The sequence below is a fragment of the Salinicola halophyticus genome, assembly GCF_003206695.1.
Classification (GTDB): domain Bacteria; phylum Pseudomonadota; class Gammaproteobacteria; order Pseudomonadales; family Halomonadaceae; genus Salinicola; species Salinicola halophyticus.
This window is the reverse complement of sequence record NZ_PZJN01000001.1, coordinates 170,995-191,928: the sequence shown is the minus strand read 5'-3', so window position 1 is coordinate 191,928 and position 20,934 is coordinate 170,995. Positions and strand designations below refer to the sequence as shown.

Sequence of the window (20,934 nt, the reverse complement as noted above, 5' to 3'; positions counted from 1 at the left end):
CGTTCCGCGGCATGGAGTAGGTGACGCCATGAGTCGCCCAACCCATCGACGTCAAGCCGGCCGGTCGCCGGATCTTCCCCGGACGCCAGACGGGCTCGAACCCGTCTACGGCGTTCACGCAGTTCGCGCGCTGTTCGAGCGTGGACAGCCGCCGCGAGTGCTGTGGATTCAGCAGGGGCATGCCGAGCAACGTCTCGAGGCGTTGCTGCAGCAGGCCCATGCCGCTGGTTGCGAGCTGAAAAGGGTGCCGCGGGAAACCCTCGACGTGATTTCGGGTCAGGCCTCTCATCAAGGCGTGATCGGTTTTTCCGAGCCGCTGATCGCGGAGAATGAGACGGCGCTATGGTGGCGCCTCGACCAATGGCAGCAGAGCCAGCCGCCGCTTTTTCTGATTCTCGACGGGGTGACGGATCCGCACAACTTCGGTGCCTGTCTGCGCAGCGCCGATGCCGCCGGTGTCGATGGCGTCATCGTTGCCAAGGACAAGTCGGCTCCGCTCAATGCCACGGTGCGCAAGGTTGCCTGCGGCGCGGCCGAGAGCGTGCCGGTGTTTCAGGTCACCAACCTGGCGCGCTGCATGGAGAAGCTCAAGCAGGCCGGGGTCTGGATTACCGGAACGGCCGGGGAGGCCGACGCGCTGGTCTTCGATGCCGACTTCACCGTTCCCTGCGCCCTGGTGATGGGGGCGGAAGGCAAGGGCATGCGCCGTCTGACCCGCGAAGCGTGTGACGGACTGGTCAAGCTGCCGATGCAGGGCGGCGTTTCCAGTCTCAATGTTTCGGTCGCCACGGGCATCTGTCTGTTCGAAGCCGTTCGTCAGCGAGGGCGTGCCAGCTCCACTTGAGCTTGCACCCGAGGCGCTCGGTCTCTACAATTGCGCGGTTCTGTGGGCAGGCTATGCTCACGGAGCGCGCCTCGTCTACGGGATGAATCGGCGGGTCAGGTGAGTCTGATCCAGGCGATTTGCCCGAGCAGAGCGTCAATTGGTCTGAATATCTGGATGGCAACGTGGTTTTGCGCCGCGACCCGATATCGACTCCTTGCTTCTCGTGGTACCCCTTCAAACGAGGGCCCGCGTGGAAGCTGCCAAACCGAAAGGAGCTAACATGCGTCATTATGAAATCGTGTTCATGGTCCACCCGGACCAGAGCGAGCAGGTCCCGGCCATGGTCGAGCGCTACACCGGCCTCGTGACCGAGAACGGCGGCACCGTGCATCGTCTCGAAGATTGGGGTCGTCGTCACCTGGCGTACCCGATCAACAAGATTCACAAGGCACATTATGTGCTGATGAACGTCGAATGCAGCGGTGAGACTCTCGACGAAATCGAGAACATCTTCCGTTTCAACGACGCCATCATCCGCAGCATGATCGTGCGTTGCAAAGAGGTCGTGACTGAAGCCTCGCCGATGATGAAGCCGGCTGAAGAAAAGAGCCGTCGTCGTGACGACAAGCCCTCCGAGCGTGGCGATCGTGAGCGTTCTGAGCGCCCCGAGCGTTCCGAAGCTGCTGAAGAAACCCACTGATTCGATTTCGCTAAGGAGAGATTCTCATGGCACGTTTTTTCCGTCGCCGTAAGTTCTGCCGCTTCACCGCCGAAGGCGTGAAGTACATCGACTACAAAGACATCGATACGCTGAAAGCCTACGTCACCGAGACCGGCAAGATCGTTCCCAGCCGCATCACGGGTACTCAGGCGCGCTACCAGCGTCAGCTGTCCACCGCGATCAAGCGGGCGCGCTACCTGGCATTGCTGCCGTACTCCGACAGCCACCAGTAAATCCTGACCCGGTAAACCTTGACGAGGTGTCATGCTGGCATTGGCCCGTTGGATCATGCGCGGTACGCCGCAAGCGTTGGTGGCGGCCGCACTGACAGCGCTGGTGCCCTGGTTGTTCTGGTTCAGCGCCGCCGTGGCGGGTCTGGTCACGCTGCGCCGAGGCATGACCCCGGCAGCGCCGGTACTGATCGCTGCGGCGATCCCTGCCGGTTGGTGGTGGATTCAGGGCGATGCGGTACCGTTGTCCAGTATCCTGCTGGTGACGTTGATGGCGACCGTCCTGCGGGCACGCATGCGCTGGTCGGAAGCGCTGATCGTCGGCAGCGTCGTCTGCATGGCGATGGTGCAACTGAGCATCTTCGTACCGACCGGCGGTACCGGTCCACTTCTCAGCGAGCTGCGGCAAAGCTCGTCGGAAGTGGCCAGCATGCTGGATCAGCTGGCGGCACAGGGCATCGACACCGAGAGAATGGCGACACTGGTGATCGGCGGTGCGACCGGGCTGGTAGTGCTGTTGGCGGGAATTGCCTGTCTGGCACTCGCCAGGAGCTGGCAGGCGGGGCTTTATAACCCCGGCGGATTTCGCGAGGAGTTTCATTCGTTGAAGCTCTCGCGGCGACAACTTCTGCTGCTGCTCGGACTGATGGCGGTGGGTGTCGTATTTGCCGTTCCTGCCGCCAGTCTGTTGGCCTGGATACCGTTGCTGGTTGCCGGTGTCGCGCTGGTTCATGGGTTTATTGGTTTGAAGGGAATGAGCGGGTTCTGGCTGGTAGGCTTCTACGCCTTGCTGTTGACCACCTGGCCCACGATTTTGATTGTACTGCTGTTGGCGTTGGTAGATACCTTCGCGGATTTTCGCGGTCGACTGACACGCAGTGATTGACGAGAGGTTCACGAGAATGGAAGTCATTCTGCTCGATAACATCGGCAAGCTGGGCGATCTGGGTGACAAGGTCACCGTCAAGCCCGGTTACGGTCGTAATTACCTGGTTCCTTACGGCATGGCCGTACCGGCGACCAAAGACAACGTCGAAGCGTTCGAAACGCAGCGCGCCGAGCTCGAAGCTCAGGCTGCCGAGCGCAAGGCCCAGGCCGAAACGCGCGCCGCTCAGCTCGCCGAGATCGAACTGTCTCTGGTGGCCAAGGCGGGTGAAGAAGGCAAGCTGTTCGGTTCCATCGGCCCGCGCGATCTGGCCGAAGCCATGGCTCAGGCCGGCATCGAAGTCGCCAAGAGCGAAGTGCGCATGCCGGAAGGCCCGCTTCGTCAGACTGGCGAATATGACATCGCGCTGCAGTTGCACGCCGAAGTCACTTCCAGCGTCCGTGTGGTGGTGGTGGCCGAGTAAGTCTCGACCACGATCATTGATCGCGACGTCTGACCAAGGCACGCAGGGTTCACGCCCTGCGTGCCTTTTTCATGACCGTCGACGTGGCGGTGCTCGCGCTCGACTGGGTAGAATGAGCGCCTGAGAATTCTTGCGTGTCCAGCGCACGACACAGGATGAATGCCAAGCATGAACCAACGCGTCGACAACGATCGGGAAACCGCGCAGCTGAAGATGCCGCCACACTCGCTGGAGGCGGAGCAGTCGGTACTCGGCGGGTTGATGCTCGACAACAGCAGCTGGGACACCGTATCGGAGCGTCTGGTCGCGGACGATTTCTATCGCCATGAGCACCGGCTGACGTTCAACGCGATGGCCGAGCTGGCCGAAAGCTCCCATCCGCTCGATGTGGTGACCCTGTCGGAAGCCCTCGAGCGTCGCGACCAACTCGAAAGCGTGGGCGGGCTCGCCTACCTGGCGGAACTGGCGCGCAACACCCCTTCGGCAAGCAACATTCGAGCCTACGCCGATATCGTCCGTGAGCGTGCGACGCTGCGCAAGCTGATCCAGGCCTCGCGTCAGATTGCCGATAGCGCCTACTCGCCGGAAGGACGGCTCCCGGACGAGCTGGTCAACGAGGCCGAGCGGCTGGTGTTCCAGATCAGCGAATCGCGACCCAAGTTTGGCGGGCCGATCGGCATGAGCGATCTGCTGACCAAGGCGGTGGACCGGATCGACGAGCTGTTCAACATGAAGGGCCAGATGACCGGGATCTCGACCGGCTTTCGCGATCTCGACGATATGACGTCGGGGCTGCAGCCCTCGGATCTGGTGATCATCGCCGGGCGCCCATCGATGGGCAAGACCACCTTCGCCATGAATCTGGTCGAGCATGCGGTGGTCTCCAACGACAAGCCGGTGGTCGTGTTCTCGATGGAGATGCCTGCCGAATCACTGATGCTGCGTGTGCTGTCATCGCTGGGACGGATCGATCAGACCAGGGTGCGAACCGGCCAGCTCGAGGACGAGGACTGGCCGAGGCTGACCTCGGCGGTCAACCTGCTCAAGGATCGCCAGCTGTTCATCGACGACACGCCGGCACTGTCACCCAATGAATTGCGCACGCGCGCGCGGCGCATTGCTCGCGAGCACGGCAACATTGGCCTAGTGATGATCGACTATCTGCAGCTGATGCAGGTGCCCGGGCTCTCCGAGAATCGTACCGCGGAAATCTCCGAAATCTCGCGCTCGCTCAAGGGGCTTGCCAAGGAATTCGGCTGCCCGGTGGTGGCGCTGTCGCAGCTCAACCGCTCGCTGGAGCAGCGCCCCAACAAGCGCCCGGTGATGTCGGATCTGCGTGAGTCGGGCGCCATCGAGCAGGACGCCGATGTCATCGCCTTCGTCTATCGGGACGAGGTCTACAATGCCGACAACCCGGACAACAAGGGGTTGGCGGAGCTGATCATCGGCAAGCAGCGTAACGGCCCCATTGGTACTGTCCACATGGCGTTCATCGGCAAGTACACGCGGTTCGAGGATCTCGCCCCGGATAGCTATGGGCAGCACTATGAATAGGTCAGCACTACGAACAGGTCAGCGCTACGAATAGGCCAGCACTGCGAACAGGCCTGCATGCGAATAGGCCTGCATGCGAATAGGCCTGCATGCGAATAGGCCTGCATGCGAATAGGCCGAGACGTTTAGTTCGATACGGTTAGCTCGATACAGTTAGCTCGATACAAACTGAAGCGCGTCGGCATTGCCGACGTGGGAAAGACATCAAGGAGTCAAACATGGCAGGCGGTTTTCAGCGGGGGCGTCGTCAACGTACACCCAAGATCGAAGTACGCGGCCAACTGGAGAAGCATGAGCGGGAAGGGCCGTTCAAGGAGTGGTTGGGGATGCCGGATCTCTATCGCCATTGGCTGACCGTCGACGGCGAGCTCTATAGCTACCAGACCGAAGACTCCGAGATACCGGTTAGCGTCGGCGACCGGGTCGTGTTTCGCTACAAGGAAGCCAAGGCGGGGAAATGGGTCGATCGCAACTCGCTGGGCAAGGCCATCGACCCCGCCGATTATCAGTAGCGCCTCGCTGAATACCCCTCCGAGCTCGTAATCACCGTTCGTGAAGGCGTCGATGGCGGCGCCTGTCATTTTCCTGTCACAACACTACCGTTCAATGTCGGGCATGAATGTGATCTCCGACATAATGCTTGGTTGTTTCCGCCTCGTGCCGATCCTCGAGCGAATCCTGGCAAGGAATTGGCAACCCATACCCGCCCCGGCTTCCACGTCTACCGTATCGACCCTCCTGGATCGCTGCGACGTAGCGCCTGTCGCTTCATGTCTCGTCACGACGTCGCTGGAACGATCACTAGCGCTGAAAGTCTTACATCTAAGGCTCTTGAGTCTGAGTCTTTTAAACTTGGGGCTTGATCCCTGAGAGTCCCGAATCAAGAAGTTTTCATTCACTAACGATCCACCTGTAGGAGTCAATCATGGAACTCACGGAGTTCGCGCACTATCAGCGACAGCACGAAAATTTCGAGATTCGTGTCATTGCCCATGCCGGCAGTCGCTACTATCAGGTCATGCTGGAACCGGCAGATGGGGCCACGCAAATCTTGACCCGGCGCGGCAAGCCGATGCTGTTTCGTTCGCTAGAGGATGTCTACGGCGAGCTGAAGCAGGCCGGTATTCGTCGCGCCTATCTGGTTCAGCAGGTCGCAAACGACGAGATCGTCGGGCACGAAGCGCGCTATCATGACCCGCTATTATCCCGGATGCCGCTGGTCTTCTGATCCCGCAGTTCGAACGTCGCAACCGCCGCCATTCTTTATTCATCCACCCCGTGTCCCTCCGGCAAGCTCAGAATTGACTTGCCCTGCTTTGGAGGGAAGTTTGCTTTGTCGATTCAGCTCTCACGCCGTTCTCGCGCAGTTCTCTTGCCGTGTCTCGTTCAGGTTGTCATCCCGTCTCGATCCGATCCTTTCTTCGCTAGTCGTCCCGATCTTGCTGCTCTCGCTTCTCAGCGACGTCGGTAGCCATTGGCGTGATCGCCTTTGCCGTACGCGGCCTCGAAGGTGAGCGAGTCGATGAATTTTCCGGCCTGATCGAGTATCGCCGTCCGCTTGTCCTCCTGCATGCGATCCCAGCTGCCGTAGATGAGTTTCATGCGATGATTGCCGCGCAGCTGCTCGCGATGGCGATCCAGAAAATGCCAATAGAGACTGTTGAAGGGGCAGGCGTGTTCGCCGGTGACCTGCTTGACGTCGTAGCGGCAGTGACGGCAGTGATCCGACATGCGATCGATATATTTTCCCGAGGCGCAGTAGGGTTTGGAGCCGAGGTAGCCGCCGTCGGCGTAGAGTGTCATGCCCAGCGTATTGGGCAGTTCTACCCATTCGAAAGCGTCGACATAGACCGCCAGATACCAGTCGCAAAGCGCCGCCGGTGCGACACCGCAAAGCAGCGCGAAGTTGCCGGTGACCATCAGCCGCTGAATGTGATGGGCATGGGCGTTGTCGCGGGTCATCTCCAGCGCACGGCGCACGCAGCGCAGATCGGTCTCCGCGGTCCAGTAGAAGTCGGGCAGGCCGCGCCGAGCGTCGAGCCGATTCTCCCTCTTGTAGTCCGGCATTCGTTGCCAGTAGATACCGCGCACGTATTCGCGCCAGCCCAGAATCTGGCGCACGAAGCCTTCCACTGCGTTGATCGGCGCGCGACCCTGCTGCCAGGCCGTCTGCGCCGCCTCGCACACCTCCCGCGGCGAGAGCAGGCCGATGTTCATCGATGCCGACAGTCGCGAATGAAACAGCAGCGGTTCGCTATCACTGATGGCATCCTGGTAGGTGCCGAAGTCGGGCAGCGCCTGCGCGATGAAGTGGCGCAGGTCCGTCAGCGCCTGACGTCGAGTCACCGCCCAGTTGAACCCCTCCAGCGTGCCGAAATGATCGCCAAAATGCGCTTCCACCAGCGTCGTGACGTCCCGCGTGATCTCGTCCTGGCGGTGTCTTGGCGGAGTGGGAAAGACAAGGTCGCTATCGAGTGGCCGGCGATTGTCATGGTCGAAGTTCCACTGCCCGCCGGCGGGTTCGCCATCTTCCATCAGCAGGCCGGTACGTTGGCGCATCTGGCGGTAGAAATCTTCCATCCGGAAGCGCTTGCGGCCCTCGAGCCACTCGCCGAAATCAGCGATCGAGCAGTAGAAGCGTGAATCCTCGAACAGTCGCCAACGCGTCCCTCTACGCTGAATGCGTTCGAGCAGCCGCCATTCGCCGGGATGCGTCACCCGGATCTCGTCACAGCCGTAGGCGTCGGCGAGTCGTTCGGCTTCTTCCAGCAGGTCCTGACGATTGTCATCGTCGTCGAGCGCGCTGTAGTGGACCTGATACCCTTTGTCGCGCAGGGTATCGGCGAAGTGGCGCATCGCCGACAATATCAGCACGATCTTCTGGGGGTGGTGGGGGACGTAGTCTCCCTCTGCCTTGACCTCGCAGAGTGCGACCACGGCATTGGGCGGGGCGCTGGCGAGGACGTCCAGTGCCTCGCTCAACTGATCGCCCAGAATCAGGATCAGCGGTTTCGACATGAAGTTATCCATAACTTATACACATGGATTTGATCGTATAAGATGATCGGGTCCGTGCAAACCGATAGTGATAGAATTTCGCCCCAAGATGGCAGGGACAGGAGTGGTATAAATGACGGCCCGTTACGGAGTCATGCTGGTCAATCTGGGTACGCCCGAGGCGCCCACCCCCAAGGCGGTGAGGCAGTATCTGGGCGAGTTTCTCGGCGACCCACGGGTCATCGACGCGCCGCGCTGGCTGTGGTGGCCCATTCTTCATGGCGTGATTCTGCGTATTCGCCCGCCCAAGGTCGCCAAGGCCTACGCCTCGGTATGGCAGGAGGAGGGGTCGCCGTTGCTGGCGATCGGCCGGCGCCAGCAGCGCGCGCTGCAGGCGCGTCTGGCAAGCTCTGAAGGTGAGGAAATCCCGGTGGAGCTGGCGATGACCTACGGCAAGCCGAGCATGGAAGAGGCCGGGCTCCGGCTGCGCGACGCCGGGGTCGACCGCATTCTGGTATTACCGCTTTATCCGCAGTTCTCGCGTACCACCACCGGCGCGGTATTCCAGCGCCTGGCCAAGGCGCTGGATCCCTGCCCACATCTGCCGGAACTGCGTTTTGTGCGCGATTATCACGACCATCCTGACTACATCGCGGCGCTGGCGGCTAGCGTTCGTCAGCACTGGGAGGCCAACGGCGACCGCGGGCGGTTGCTGATGTCCTACCACGGCATCCCCAAGCGCTACGTCGATAACGGCGATCCCTACGCTCGGCACTGCCAGACGACTAGCCGACTGCTGGCCGAAGAGCTGGGGCTTGGCGAGGGAGAGTGGTTCCAGAGCTATCAGTCGCGATTCGGGCGGGAAGAGTGGCTCAAGCCTTATACCGACGAGACCTTGAAGGCGTGGGGCGCGGACAAGACCGAGTGCGTCGACATCATCAGCCCCGCCTTTGCGGCGGACTGCCTGGAGACGCTGGAAGAGATCGACGCCGAGAACCGCGAATACTTCCAGCACGCCGGAGGCGGGCGCTACCGCTATATCCCTGCACTCAACGAACGCCCCGAGCACATCACCCTGTTGGCCAATCTGGTCGAACAGCACACCGCAGGCTGGTAAAGCCGCGGTGGCGGGCGACGCACGTTTTTCCAGGCACTCCCCGGACGAAGGCTTTTCAGGCCAAGGCCAAGGCCAAGGCCAAGGCTAAGGCAGGGGAGAGTCGCCCTGAGGGGATTCCTCGATCGTGTGCCGGGGCTTTTCACTCTCCAGCTCGACCGGATTGCCGCGGGTGCGGGGATCCGGCTTGAGCTTATGGTGCAGCGCGCTCTTGGCCAGCATATGCGCCGAAACCGGCGCGGTGATGAACGCGAAGATGGTGATCAGCAGTTCCTGGATCACCGGCCCATCCTCGCGGCTGAAGAAGATCAGTGCGCCGATCAGCGTGCAGCCGACTCCCAGCGTGGTGGTCTTCGAAGGGCCGTGAAGGCGCATGTAGAAGTCCTTCAGGTGGGTCAGGCCCAACGAGCCAATGAAGGCAAACGCGCCCCCGGCGATCAGCATGAAGGCGATCGCGCCTTCAATCATCGTATCCAGCATCTTCTCGCCTCCTATTCGATAATATCGCCGCGGAGCAGATACTTGCAGACGGCAATGGTACTGACGAAGCCCAGCATCGCGATCAGCAGTGCCGCCTCGAAGTAGTCCTTGTTGTTGACCCAGATACCGAACAGCACGATCAGCGCGATCGAGTTCATGTACATGGTGTCCACCGCCAGAATGCGATCCGGCAGGCTCGGCCCGACCACGGCACGATAGAAATTGAGCACGATGGCGGCGCAGAACAGCGCCAGTGCGATCCACAGAGCCGTATCGATCATGATTCGAAGATCTCCAGCAACGGGCGCTCGTAGCGCTGGTGAATGTCGTTGATCAGGGCGTCGATATCGCCCACATCCAGCGCGTGAATCAGCAGAGTCCTGCCATCCAGCCGCAGGTGGGCCGAAACGGTGCCGGGTGTCATGGTGATGGTGCTGGCGAGAATGGTGATCGGAAAATTCTCCTTCAGCGTCAGCGGATACTCGACGAAGGCCGGGCGCATCCGGCCACGAGGATCGAGAATCAACTTCGAGACCTGCAGGTTGGCGGTCACGATGTCGCCCAGGACACGGAAAAAGTAGCCGACCAGCTTCAGCGGTCGCTTGATGGTCGGCTGGCGCTCCCAGAACGGACGACACAGCACCGGAATCAGGATCGCCAGAAAGCCGCCGAGAAGCCACTGGCCGAGTGAAATACTGTGCTGCAGCAGTAGCCACACCACCAGCAGCAGCAGGGACAGAACCGGCATCGGCAGCCAGCGAGTGGGAGGAATCATGAATCACCTCCAGCGACGTTGTGGGACAGGATCGCCTCGACGTAGGCGCTGTGATCGAGCAGCTGCGTGGCACTGGCATCGGTGAATCGCGTGATCGGGCCGGCCAGAATCGACATCACCGGCGAGGCACCGATCAGCAGGATCAGGCCGGCCAGCATGGCTACCTTCAGGCGCGGTCCTTCCTCATCGCCGCGCGTCGCCTTCCAGAAAACCGCCGAACCGCTGCGCGACATGGCAATGAGCCCGGCGAGACTCGAGAGCAGCAGCAGCGACCACAGCCAGGGCTGTTCGCTGGGTAGGGCCGAGTCGAGCAGCAGCACCTTGCCGATCGCACCCGACAGCGGTGGCAGACCAACGACGGTCATTGCGCCGACGAAGTAGAACAGACCCAGCAGCGCCGGCTGAGTGACACCGCGCCCGGACACGATACGCGCCCCGGCCTTGCCACGCTGTTCGCTGATCGCATCCGCGAGCAGAAACAGCCCGCCGGTGGCCAGGGTCGTATGGATCATGTAGTAAAGCAGGGCGGCGAAAGGTGCCTCACGACTCATGCTGACGCCGACCAGCAGCGTGCCCACCGAGATGATGATCAGATAGGCCACCTGGCTGCGTAGATCGCGCGCCGACAGCACGCCCACGCCACCCAGCGCCAGGGTCGCCAGCGCGAACCACCACAGCCAGGGCTGGACGAAATTGGCCAGTTCCCCCGCGCTATCCCCGAAGATCAGCGTGTAGATCCGCAGAATGGCGTAGACACCCACCTTGGTCATGATTGCGAACAGTGCCGCCACCGGTGCCGGCGCGCTGCTGTAGGCGCGCGGCAGCCAGAAATAGAGCGGCAGGATCGCCGCCTTGAGCCCGAACACCACCAGCAACAGGAACGCCCCCGCCTTCAGCAAGCCCAGCCGGCTGGGATCGAGCGTTGCCACCTTCTGCGACATGTCCACCATGTTGAGGGTGCCGGTGGTGCCGTAAAGCACACCGAGAGCGATCAAAAACATCGCCGACCCAGCCAGGTTCAACGCCACGTAGTGGAAGCCGGCCTGGGTCCGGTCCTTGCCACCGCCGTGCATCAGCAGCGAGTAGGAGGCGATCAGCAGCACCTCGAAGAACACGAACAGGTTGAAGATATCGCCGGTCAGAAAGGCGCCGTTGATACCCATCAGCTGGAGCTGGAACAGGCCGTGAAAGTTGCTGCCCTTGCGGTCATCGCCGGCGCAGGCGTAGGCCACGCTGCCCAGCGCCAGGAAACTGGTCAGGCACACCATCAGCGCGGAGAGCCGGTCGAGCACCAGGATGATGCCGAACGGCGGCTGCCAGTCACCCAACGCATAGTAGGTGATCTCGCCGCTGTCGCTCTGGACTACCAGCACGGCGCTGATCGCCAGCAGCGTCGCGGTGCTGACCAGGGCGATCGCGCGGCGCGGCAGCACCACCGAGTCGCGCTTGACCAGCATCAGCAGGCCGCTCAGCAGTGGCAGAAGGATCGGCAGGATGATCAAGTGATGCATCATGACTTGTCCTCCTTCGACTCTTCGCGCTGGTCATTGACCTGATCGCTGCCCAGATCGCCTCGCACACGCATCGCCAGAATCACCGAAAAAGCCGTCATGGCGAAGCCGATCACGATCGCCGTCAGCACCAGAGCCTGGGGCAGCGGATCTGCGTAGTAGCTGACGCCCTCCTGGATCACCGCGGCGCCGTTGGTGGTCAGGCCGCCGGTGGAAAACAGGAACAGGTTGACCGCATAGGAGAGCAGGGTCAGGCCCACGACGACGGGGAAGGTGCGTCCGCGGAGCGCCAGGTAGAGGCCGCTGGCGGCGAGGAAACCGGTCACGGTGGCATAGAGCGCTTCCATCAGACGGTCTCCTTGTCATTTTCTTTGCTGGGACGATGGCGTGTCGTCAACTTGCCCAGGTTGGCCAGGATCATCAGGGTGGCGCCGACGACGGTCAGATAGACCCCGAGGTCGAACAGCATGGCCGTCGCCAGCTCGACCTCACCAATGTAGGGAATCGAGAAATGGCCGAAGGCGGAGGTCAGAAAGTTGTGACCGAAGACCCAGCTGCCGAGCCCGGTCAACGCGGAGATGGCGACCCCGGTCACCGCGATCGGTTGATAGTTGAACGACAGTCGCTGCTGGGACCAATCCACGCCACGGGCGATGTAGAGCAGGATCAGCGCCACCGCAGTCACCAGCCCGGCGATGAAGCCGCCACCGGGCTCGTTGTGGCCGCGCAGGAAGATATAGACTGAAACCAGCAGCGCCAGCGGCAGCAGCGTCTGGGATACCGTCCCCAGCAGCATCGGATGGAGATCCTTCGACCACGGACGGCCCTCGCTGTCGCTCGACGGCATGAACAGGCGCAGGCGATTGAGCAGCTTGTAGATGCCGATGGCCGCGATGCACAGCACCGTGATCTCGCCCAGGGTATCGAAACCGCGGAAATCGACCAGGATGACGTTGACCACGTTGTGACCGCCGCCGCCGCTGACGCTGTTGTCGAGGAAGAAGCCGGAGATGGTATCCAGCGGCCGGGTCAGCAGGGCGTAGTTGAGACTCGCGACCACGCCGCCGAATCCCGCCGCCACCAGCACATCCCTGACCACTCGCGGTCCGCTGGACTCCTTGGGCGTGCGCTGCGGCAGGAAGAACAGCGCCAGCATCAGCAGGATCACCGTTACCACCTCGACCGCCAGCTGGGTCAGGGCAAGATCGGGGGCCGAGAAACGCGCGAAAGCCAGCGAGACCATCAGACCGACGACCGACAGCATCATCAACGATACCAGCCGTCGCCGATGCAGGATCGCCGTGCCCAGCCCGGCCAGGATGGTAATTGCGGCGCCGACGATCAGCAGGCCGTCGAGGGCCTGCAGCTGGCGCGGGCCCTGTAGCTGCTCGAGATCCAGCAGGCCGCCGCCGGTCAGGAACAGCACGGCGATGATCAACCACAGCATGTAGCGCTGAAGCGAGCCGTTCTCGAGACGGTCGATCGCCGTCTGCGTCCCGTGCAGGAGCCGCAGAATGTTCTGCTCGAAGGCCATTAGGGCGTTGCGCTGCGGAAACTGGCGCTGAAAGTTGAACAGATTGCGACGAACCGCATAGAGCCCGGCACCGCCGGCCAGCGCGACGGCGCTCATCAACAGCGGCAGATTGAATCCGTGCCATATCGCCAGGTGGAGCTCCGGGCGCGGTGACAGGATCGTGGCCTGGGCGGCGGCATCGAGCAGCCCCGTGACCATCAGTGCCGGCATCAGACCGATGATCACGCAGAGTCCGACCAGCACCAGCATCGGTAGCCGCATCATGAACGGCGCTTCGTGGGGCGTCTGGGGCAGATCCTTGGCTTCGGGACCAAAGAAGATGTTGCGCACATAGCGCAGCGAATAGGCCACCGACAGCACGCTGCCGATCGTCGCCAGCACCGGGATCAGCCAGGCCAGGCCGCCGAGAATGCCGGTCCCCAGCGCTTCGGTCAGCATCATCTCTTTCGAGATGAAACCGTTGAGCAGGGGCACCCCGGCCATGGATGACGCGGCCAATCCGGCCAGCAGCGCGGTCATCGGCATGCTGTGGCGCAGGCCGCTGAGCTTGCGGATGTCGCGCGTACCGGTTTCGTGATCGATGATGCCGGCCGACATGAATAGCGACGCCTTGAACAGCGCGTGGTTGATGATGTGGAACAGGCCCGCGGCGACTGCCAGCTTGCTGTCCAGGCCGAACAGCATGGTGATCATGCCGAGATGGCTGACGGTAGAGAACGCCAGCACGCCCTTGAGGTCGTATTTGAGCAGGGCGAAATAGGCCGCGTAGATCATCGTCACCAGCCCGGTGAGAGTGACGATATAGAGCCATAGCTGGGAGCCGGCCAGCGCCGGGTGCATGCGCGCGAGCAGGAACACCCCGGCCTTGACCATGGTCGCGGAGTGCAGAAATGCCGACACCGGTGTCGGCGCTGCCATCGCATGCGGCAGCCAGAAGTGGAACGGGAACTGCGCCGACTTGGTAAAGGCGCCCAGCAGCACCAGCAGCAGTGCCGGTAGATAGCGCGGATCGGCCTGGATCAGGTCGCGGCTGTCGAGCACGGTCTGCATGTCGTAGGTGCCGACGATATGGCCGATCAGCAGGAACCCGGCCAGCATCGCCAGCCCGCCCATGCCGGTAACGACAAGCGCCATCCGAGCGCCGCGTCTGGCCTCGCTCTGCTGAGACCAGTAGCCGATCAACAGGAAGGACGACAGGCTGGTCAGCTCCCAGAACACCCACAGCAGCAGCAGGTTGTCGGCCATGACGATGCCGATCATCGAGGTCATGAACAGCATCAGATAGGCGTAGAAGCGCGGCATGCTGTCGTCCGGCGACAGGTAGTAGCGGGCATACAGAATGATCAGCAACCCGATGCCCAGAATCAGCAGCAGGAACAGCAGCGAGAGCCCATCGATCCGGAACGCCAGATCGAGCCCCAGTTGAGGCACCCAGTTCACGCTGAAGTGGTAGACCTCGCCGGAGATCACGCCCGGCGCATGGGCGATGACGATGCCCAGCGCAATGGCCGGCAGCAGTGCGGTGGACCAGGCATTGATCGTTCGATGCTGGTTGTTGCTCAGCATCGGTATCAGGCTGCCCAGCAGGGGCAGCAGAACGATTAGCGGCAGTGACATGAAGTTGTCGCTCTATTCTGGGATCAGGGAGGCTCGAGTTCGGCCCGGCACAGGGCCGCGAGCCAAGGGGTCGAGCTTCGTTCTCGCGTTTGTCGCTCCGGGTCTGCAATCGCTTCCTGGTTCAGTGTAAGCGATGTCGCCAGTCGCACGAGAATGGCATCGTGTCGTCGGGATCAGGAGTTGACGCGGGGGCCTGGTGAGCTTGTTCCGCGCGAGCATTCATCTACCCAACGATGCGGCTGACGAACGGAGAGGGCAGCGACGCTATTGGCCCGCCCGAGCTTCCGTGCCAGCTCAGAGACGCCGAGGCGGATCGGTCAGATAGGGGCGGCGAGCGCCGCGAGGGGCCAGCATCCAGGCGGGCGTCTGGTCCTGGATCGTACCGGTAAGGGACGACGGAGCGTGGGCACCGATGCGGCAGGTCGCGCATGTCAGCGATCGCTGGCTAGGCATGTGGCCCGGCATGGTGTCTCTCCTCTTTGCACGAAACGCGCGATGGGTAGAAAACGCTCGATCATCGTTCGCGCGCAGCGAAATCACTGAAAAACCTAGTGATTTACGAGATTCGAACGAGGGTGTCGCACCGACTGTACCATGCCGATATACACCTAGCCATAGGGTGCGACACCGGCGACCGGGTCGTGGCGCTCGCTGCCGGTGGCTGAAAGCGGGGCGGGCCGGTGGCCCTCTATCGTCGCTTCCTCGCCATCCTCGAATTCCCCCGGTGATGGGATGCGCTACACTGCGGATGCGGCGCGATGGTGAGCTCCACCGCGTCCAGCGTGATTTCGGAACAACTCTGCATCAAGAACTCAGCATTAAGGATGTGCTCTCGTGAAGCGTTCATTGCCGGTCAAGGCCCCAGCCACACTCTCGCTGTGCCTCTGTCTCGCCCTCCTGGGCTGTCAGAGCGTTGCCGATACCCACACGGCGCCGAGCGCCTCGGACGCGGGTGCGACTTCCAGCGCGAACCCCTCGGGAACGAACCCGTCTGGAGCGACTTCACCCCAGCCGGCATCGCCGCGGTCCGAGCCATCGAACTCGCAGGCGTCCTCGGCGACGGCGGCAGACGATGAGGCAAAACGGGATTCGGACCCGGAGGTCGCTCAGGATGCCTCCAAGTTCGATGCCTGGGTCGACGATTTCCGCCAGCGCGCCGCTGCCGAGGGCATCGACCAGGCAACGCTTGCCGAAGCCTTCGATCAGGCCCGCTACCAGCCGCGTATTCTCGAGCTCGATCGCTCCCAACCGGAGTTCACCCGTCAGATCTGGAGTTATCTCGACACGGCCGTATCGTCGACTCGCGTCGCCAACGGGCGTGAACGGCTCGCGGAAAATCGCGCCACGGCGGACGAGGTGACGCAGCAATATGGCGTTCCTGGCGAAGTGATCGTCGCCATCTGGGGCATCGAGAGCAATTACGGCAGCAACTTCGGCGACTTCGAGACCATCGACGCGCTCTCCACGCTGGGTTTCGACGGTCGCCGTCAGTCGTTCGCGCGGAGCGAACTGATGGCGGCGCTCAAGATTCTGCAGAATGGCGATATCGATCGCGATCGCATGCGGGGTTCCTGGGCCGGGGCGATGGGCCATACCCAGTTCATCCCCAGCAGCTTCCTGGCCTATGCGGTGGATGAAGATGGCGACGGTCGGCGCGACATCTGGGGCAGCATTCCCGACGTGATGGGCTCGACCGCCAACTATCTGGATGCTTCCGGCTGGCAGCGCGGCCAGCCCTGGGGCGTCGAGGTCACACTGCCGGATGATTTCGATTACTCGCAGACCGAGCTATCGGTGCGCCATGCGGCCCAGGACTGGCAGGCGCAGGGTGTGAAGCGCCTGGACGGCCAATCGTTGCCGGACTTCGATCAGGCCTCGGTCATTGCGCCCGCCGGCGCCAAGGGACCGGCCTTTCTGGTGGGTCACAACTTCCGCGTGATCATGCGTTACAACGCCTCGACCAGCTATGCGCTGGCGGTGGCGACACTGTCGGATCGGCTGGCCGGGCGCCCGGGTATCCAGAGCGACTGGCCGCGTGACGAGCCGGCACTATCGCGGGATCGCATCCGCCGCATGCAGCAGGGTCTCAACGATCACGGCTTCGAGGTCGGCACGCCGGATGGCCTGGTCGGACCCAATACCCGCGCGGGATTGCGTGACTATCAGCGCAGTGTCGGCGTCATCCCCGACGGTTATCCCACTCAGTCGCTGATCCAGCAACTCACCGACAGCTGATCGCGACCGTCGAACCGGCGCCGAACCTTGGCGCCGGTCTCGTCTAGCCATCCTCCTCGCAGACTTCATTGTTCCACACGCCGTTAGTGCCGTTATCGATCCCAATCTCGTAGGGATCGTTCACGCGGCGAATTGGCGCCGATTTCAATGCCATTCCGATCCTTCCCCGAGGCTTCTCGGCTGGCAGACTGTGGGCGCGATTTTCCAGAGCAGCCCGCGATGACCGAGTGGCTGCCTCGAGCTACCGAGGAAGCCATGGGCGTCCAGCGTTTCATTGCCAGCAACAGCCGCGAAGCCATGCGCCAAGTGAGATCGGCGCTGGGGGATCAGGTGTTGATTCTTTCCAACCGCTCCGTCGAAGGAGGGGTCGAGATCATTGCCATGCCCGAACAGGAGCATGAGCAGGCGCTTTCCGAGTTCGATCCTTCGACGACGGAGGCCGCCGTCGCGACACCGGCCGCCGAACCCCTCGGTGACGCGACCGTAGAAACCCTGCAGGCGCTCAACCGGCAGCTGCTCGATGATGTCCGCACCATGCTGCGCGAGAGCGCTGTTGCCACGCCATCCGCCTCGACATCCGGTGTGTCGACGCTGGTTGCCGGCTTGCGCCAGCAGCTGATTCAGGCCGGGTTCAGCGCCACGCTGGCCGATGACGTGTTGCAGGATCCGCCGGAGGAGTTGCGCGACGAAGCCCCGGATTCCCCCGCTGTGAAGGCTTGGCTGGTGCGTCAGCTACGCTCGCGACTGTCGTTGCTGGAGGACGAGGACGCCGTGTTCGACGCCGGCGGCGTGTTTGCGCTGGTCGGCCCTACCGGCGTCGGCAAGACCACCACGACGGCCAAACTGGCGTCGCGCTACGTGATGCGTCACGGCCCCAAGGATGTCGCGCTGGTGACGACCGACAGCTACCGGATCGGCGCCGCCGAACAGCTGCGTATCTACGCGCGGCTGCTGGGCACGGAAGTCCATGCGCTGGAGGCGGACGGTGATCTCGGCGATCTGCTGACGCGTCTGACTCAGCCGCGCCGGGCCTTGCTGTCGCGCAGTTCGGGGAAAAAGCTGACGGTGATCGATACCGTCGGCATGAGCCAGCGCGATCAGCGTCTAATGGGCGAGATCGCGCGGCTGGGCAGCGGTCCGGCAACGGTCCGGCGGGTGCTGGTGCTCAACGCGGCCAGTCATGGCGATACCCTGGCGCAGGTCATCGAGGCCTGGCAGCAGGCGTCGACGGAGGCGGGGGAGCCGTTGTGGGGCTGTATTCTGACCAAGCTCGATGAAGCAGCGCGGTTGGGGAGCGTGCTGGACGTGGTCATGCGCCACCGGCTCAAGCTCTGCTATGTCTCGCGTGGGCAACGGGTGCCGGAAGATCTCGAGCGCGCGGATGCCGAATCCCTGCTCGACGAAGCGCTGTCGCTCGCGGGGGAATCCCCTTTTTCAAGTACCCCGGCGGGGCGCGAGCTAGCCCCGCAGCAGGCACGTCAGCAGGCATTGTCGCGAGGCGTGCTGCGCCAGAGCGACGCCCTGGCGGCCACCCTCGAGACCCTGAGACAGCACAATCTGGGCATGACGCTGCTGGAGCAGGTCTGGCAACGGGCCAAACGTCCCGATGACGGCCCTGACAAGTTTGCTCAACTGATGGCCGACGCCACCCAGCAAGGTCTGCTCACGGCAGAGGACGCGCCGCATGCGCTCTACTGGTCGAAGACTTCCAGCGTCAGCGGTGCCGATCGGGCGATGCCGCTGGTCTCGCTGAATCATCAGGGCATGCCCCAGCCGCTGAGCTGGCCGCGCCATCGGCTGCCCGCGGGCCATGCCGAGCAGCAGCGCTGGGCCGGCGGGCTCGGAGCCGGTTGGCATCTGTTGATGCAGCTGCCGGCCGTCGCCGATCTCGAACGCCTCGACGCCGCCGGTGGCGGCTGGCTGGCCGCGGTGACCGGCGCACGGCGGATTCGTCACGCCGGCGAATGGCTGACGTTGTCTCAGGCGCTGTCCCAGACGATGGCGCTGGGTGAGGTCGTCGAACCGCAGCCCGTTCGCCATCAGGGGCGCGCCGCCAGTCTTCATCTGACGCGACTGGAGACGAGCATCAGTCAGCGCCGGCAGGATCCCCACGGGTTGCCGGTGCTGGCGTGGTGCGGCGAGATCCGGGATGCCGATGATGGCCGCCGACTGGCACGTCGCTATTGGTTGAGCAGCAGTCATGCGGGGCTGGATATGGCATCGCGGATGCCTCAGGCCGTGCTCGTCGAAGCCTTGCCTGGACTGACCCGGCAGGCCGATCAGCTGATGCAGGAACGCGGCCTGATGAAGGATCGGGAGCAGCGCTGGCATCTGGCCTCGATGCTGGCCGCGCTGGCCCTGCGATTGGGCGCGGAAGACGCAACCTGGGCGATGGATGTTCGCGCGCGTCTATCGGGCATCGCGCAACGCCGCTGCGGGCGCCGCCCCAAGGCGCTGCTGGAAGCGCTAATGGATACGCTGAGCGCCCATGACGCGCTGACGCAGGCGGGCGTCGTAACCGCTTCCGGTCGAACGGTTGCGGCGTGAGGGATCAGGCCGCGGGGCTGCGTGCCTGGGCGGAGCGCCCCGATTCCCTGGTGCTGGGCGTGATCGGCGATCCGGGAGAGGACGCGCTAGGGCGAGCGCTAGCGCAACTTCCCCGCGTCGAAGGCCATCGCTGGCAAGCCCTGCGCAACGATCAGGTTCGGCAAACGAGCGTGACGGCCTGGATGCTATGGGTCGATACGGCTGGGTTTAATGTGGCTGAGGTTGGCGAGGCTGGGCTCGACGTGGCCGATCTCTACCGCCGGGTGAAGCGCGCACTGACACCCATCACCGCGCCAGCGGCTTCCGCCACCTCTCTGCCTCTGCTGCTCTGGCTCGACGATGACGATAAAGAGGGCGCACCTGCTCTGGATCCCGCGACAATGCGCCTGCTTGCCAATCTGGGCACGACTCTCAAACGCTTTCTGAACGTCGAACTGCTGCGCGACCCGGCCGACTGGCAGCGTCGTCTGATCGCGTCGGGTCGCGTATCGGCAGCGAGCGACTAGCTCGAGCGGCTAGCACGAACGACCGGCATGTGGTGCCCGGGCCGGTCCGACTCTCCGTTCAGAACAATCGCGACAACAGCGCCGTCACCGCGGTTTCCACCCGTAGAATGCGCTCTCCCAGATGAATGCCCTCGAAACCCAGTTCGAGAAACTTCTCGACTTCGTAATCGACGAAACCGCCCTCCGGGCCGATGGCCAGCAGGGTCGGATCGCTGATCCCGCGCGGGCACTCCTGACTCAGGCCGGGATGTGCCAACAGGCCGCGCTGACCCTCGAGCAGGGCCGGCAATCGATCTTCCACGAACGGTTTGAAGCGGGTTTCTAGCGTAATCTTCGGCAGCCGGGTATCCCGGGCCTGTTCCAGCCCCAGCAGCAGATGCTGGCGGATCTTGTCCGGCTTCAGCTCGGGGGACTGCCAGTAGCTCTTCTCGACGCGGCGCGTATGCATTAGCGTTACGCGTTTGACCCCCAGTGCCGCGACGTGCTCCAGCGTCCGTGCCAGCATTCGTGGTCGCGGCAGCGCCAGCAGCAGATGAACCGGCAGTGGCGCCGGCGGCTCGCGGTCCAGCGTGACCCGGAACCGGGCTTGCGTCTCTTCCAGCGAGAGCAGCTCACCGCGCCCCATCAGGCCATCGAGGGCGCCCACGGTCAGTACGTCGCCGGGGCTGGCGCCGTGGACGTCGCGCAGGTGGCTCAGGCGGCGGGGGTCGCGAATGACGGCGTGAGTGTCATCCAGCCATTCATCGGGTTGCAGCAGAATCAGGTTCATGGGCGGGCGTTCGAGACATCGTGAAAAGGGATCGGGCCGGGCGGCCATTCTGCCCGAACGGGCGTTACCTGAACACAGCGGCGAGCGCAGCACCTTTCTGACATAATGCCCCTTGTTTTTACCCACACACACTCTTACACAGCCAGCCAAGGCTTGGCACAAGAAGGCT

Annotated in this window: 20 protein-coding genes; 12 read left to right on the top strand and 8 right to left on the bottom strand. The window is 63.0% G+C overall.

The features are described from left to right. Positions 1-28 precede the first annotated feature (28 nt). The 8 genes from rlmB to DOM58_RS00800 all read left to right on the top strand — a co-directional run bounded on the left by rlmB (position 29) and on the right by DOM58_RS00800 (position 5,908). On the top strand, positions 29-844 hold the full coding sequence (gene rlmB, locus DOM58_RS00835; RefSeq protein WP_110691407.1) for a 23S rRNA (guanosine(2251)-2'-O)-methyltransferase RlmB: 816 nt from the start codon (positions 29-31) through the stop codon (positions 842-844). A gap of 262 nt (positions 845-1,106) precedes the next feature. Further along, complete coding sequence (rpsF, locus tag DOM58_RS00830) at positions 1,107-1,526, top strand: 30S ribosomal protein S6 (RefSeq protein WP_075563625.1); 420 nt, start codon at positions 1,107-1,109, stop codon at positions 1,524-1,526. A gap of 26 nt (positions 1,527-1,552) precedes the next feature. Continuing rightward, a complete protein-coding gene (gene rpsR, locus DOM58_RS00825; protein ID WP_035472385.1) occupies positions 1,553-1,780 on the top strand; it encodes a 30S ribosomal protein S18 in 228 nt (75 codons plus the stop codon). A 31-nt stretch (positions 1,781-1,811) separates the two neighbouring features. Beyond that, on the top strand, positions 1,812-2,663 hold the full coding sequence (locus DOM58_RS00820; RefSeq protein ID WP_110691406.1) for a hypothetical protein: 852 nt from the start codon (positions 1,812-1,814) through the stop codon (positions 2,661-2,663). 16 nt (positions 2,664-2,679) lie between these two features. Continuing rightward, positions 2,680-3,126 (top strand): 50S ribosomal protein L9, encoded by a 447-nt coding sequence (gene rplI, locus DOM58_RS00815; protein WP_075563623.1) that lies wholly within the window; start codon positions 2,680-2,682, stop codon positions 3,124-3,126. A gap of 168 nt (positions 3,127-3,294) precedes the next feature. Further along, positions 3,295-4,680: a replicative DNA helicase gene (gene dnaB, locus DOM58_RS00810; RefSeq protein ID WP_110691405.1), complete on the top strand. Its 1,386-nt coding sequence runs from the start codon at positions 3,295-3,297 to the stop codon at positions 4,678-4,680. Between the two features lie 218 nt (positions 4,681-4,898). Beyond that, positions 4,899-5,192, top strand: coding sequence for a hypothetical protein (locus DOM58_RS00805; protein WP_075563621.1), 294 nt, complete (start codon positions 4,899-4,901; stop codon positions 5,190-5,192). 413 nt (positions 5,193-5,605) lie between these two features. Continuing rightward, the gene (locus tag DOM58_RS00800; RefSeq protein ID WP_110691404.1) at positions 5,606-5,908 is read left to right on the top strand and encodes a DUF6482 family protein; all 303 of its coding nucleotides are present in this window, start codon (positions 5,606-5,608) and stop codon (positions 5,906-5,908) included. Between the two features lie 227 nt (positions 5,909-6,135). Here the strand turns inward: DOM58_RS00800 and DOM58_RS00795 are convergent, their stop codons facing one another. Beyond that, positions 6,136-7,698, bottom strand: a complete 1,563-nt coding sequence (locus DOM58_RS00795) for a cryptochrome/photolyase family protein (protein ID WP_110691403.1) — start codon at positions 7,696-7,698, stop codon at positions 6,136-6,138. A gap of 112 nt (positions 7,699-7,810) precedes the next feature. Between DOM58_RS00795 and hemH the strand changes: the two genes are divergently transcribed. Next, a complete protein-coding gene (hemH, locus tag DOM58_RS00790; protein ID WP_110691402.1) occupies positions 7,811-8,794 on the top strand; it encodes a ferrochelatase in 984 nt (327 codons plus the stop codon). 84 nt (positions 8,795-8,878) lie between these two features. On the opposite strand, the gene DOM58_RS00785 is transcribed toward hemH, so the two are convergent. The 6 genes from DOM58_RS00785 to DOM58_RS00760 are packed head-to-tail and all read right to left on the bottom strand — an operon-like array spanning position 8,879 to position 14,708. Next, entirely contained in the window at positions 8,879-9,271 is a 393-nt protein-coding gene (locus DOM58_RS00785) for a Na+/H+ antiporter subunit G (protein WP_075563616.1), read from the bottom strand. A gap of 11 nt (positions 9,272-9,282) precedes the next feature. Beyond that, complete coding sequence (locus DOM58_RS00780) at positions 9,283-9,552, bottom strand: K+/H+ antiporter subunit F (RefSeq protein WP_075563615.1); 270 nt, start codon at positions 9,550-9,552, stop codon at positions 9,283-9,285. Next, on the bottom strand, positions 9,549-10,046 hold the full coding sequence (locus DOM58_RS00775; RefSeq protein WP_075563614.1) for a Na+/H+ antiporter subunit E: 498 nt from the start codon (positions 10,044-10,046) through the stop codon (positions 9,549-9,551). Before DOM58_RS00775 ends, DOM58_RS00780 begins: the two co-directional genes overlap by 4 nt. Beyond that, positions 10,043-11,560, bottom strand: coding sequence for a monovalent cation/H+ antiporter subunit D (locus tag DOM58_RS00770; RefSeq protein WP_110691401.1), 1,518 nt, complete (start codon positions 11,558-11,560; stop codon positions 10,043-10,045). The genes DOM58_RS00775 and DOM58_RS00770 overlap by 4 nt, the downstream gene beginning before the upstream one ends. After that, on the bottom strand, positions 11,557-11,904 hold the full coding sequence (locus DOM58_RS00765; RefSeq protein ID WP_075563612.1) for a Na+/H+ antiporter subunit C: 348 nt from the start codon (positions 11,902-11,904) through the stop codon (positions 11,557-11,559). Before DOM58_RS00765 ends, DOM58_RS00770 begins: the two co-directional genes overlap by 4 nt. After that, complete coding sequence (locus tag DOM58_RS00760; protein WP_110691400.1) at positions 11,904-14,708, bottom strand: monovalent cation/H+ antiporter subunit A; 2,805 nt, start codon at positions 14,706-14,708, stop codon at positions 11,904-11,906. Before DOM58_RS00760 ends, DOM58_RS00765 begins: the two co-directional genes overlap by 1 nt. Before the next feature lie 834 nt (positions 14,709-15,542). On the opposite strand from DOM58_RS00760, the gene DOM58_RS00755 reads away from it, so the two are divergent. From DOM58_RS00755 to DOM58_RS00745, 3 genes are all read left to right on the top strand, one after another. Next, on the top strand, positions 15,543-16,943 hold the full coding sequence (locus tag DOM58_RS00755; RefSeq protein ID WP_245392095.1) for a lytic murein transglycosylase: 1,401 nt from the start codon (positions 15,543-15,545) through the stop codon (positions 16,941-16,943). A 219-nt stretch (positions 16,944-17,162) separates the two neighbouring features. Next, the gene (gene flhF, locus DOM58_RS00750) at positions 17,163-19,490 is read left to right on the top strand and encodes a flagellar biosynthesis GTPase FlhF (RefSeq protein ID WP_157957469.1); all 2,328 of its coding nucleotides are present in this window, start codon (positions 17,163-17,165) and stop codon (positions 19,488-19,490) included. Next, the gene (locus DOM58_RS00745) at positions 19,487-19,996 is read left to right on the top strand and encodes a hypothetical protein (protein ID WP_110691398.1); all 510 of its coding nucleotides are present in this window, start codon (positions 19,487-19,489) and stop codon (positions 19,994-19,996) included. The genes flhF and DOM58_RS00745 overlap by 4 nt, the downstream gene beginning before the upstream one ends. A gap of 58 nt (positions 19,997-20,054) precedes the next feature. On the opposite strand, the gene DOM58_RS00740 is transcribed toward DOM58_RS00745, so the two are convergent. Further along, complete coding sequence (locus tag DOM58_RS00740) at positions 20,055-20,765, bottom strand: 16S rRNA (uracil(1498)-N(3))-methyltransferase (protein WP_110691397.1); 711 nt, start codon at positions 20,763-20,765, stop codon at positions 20,055-20,057. Positions 20,766-20,934: the final 169 nt, after the last annotated feature.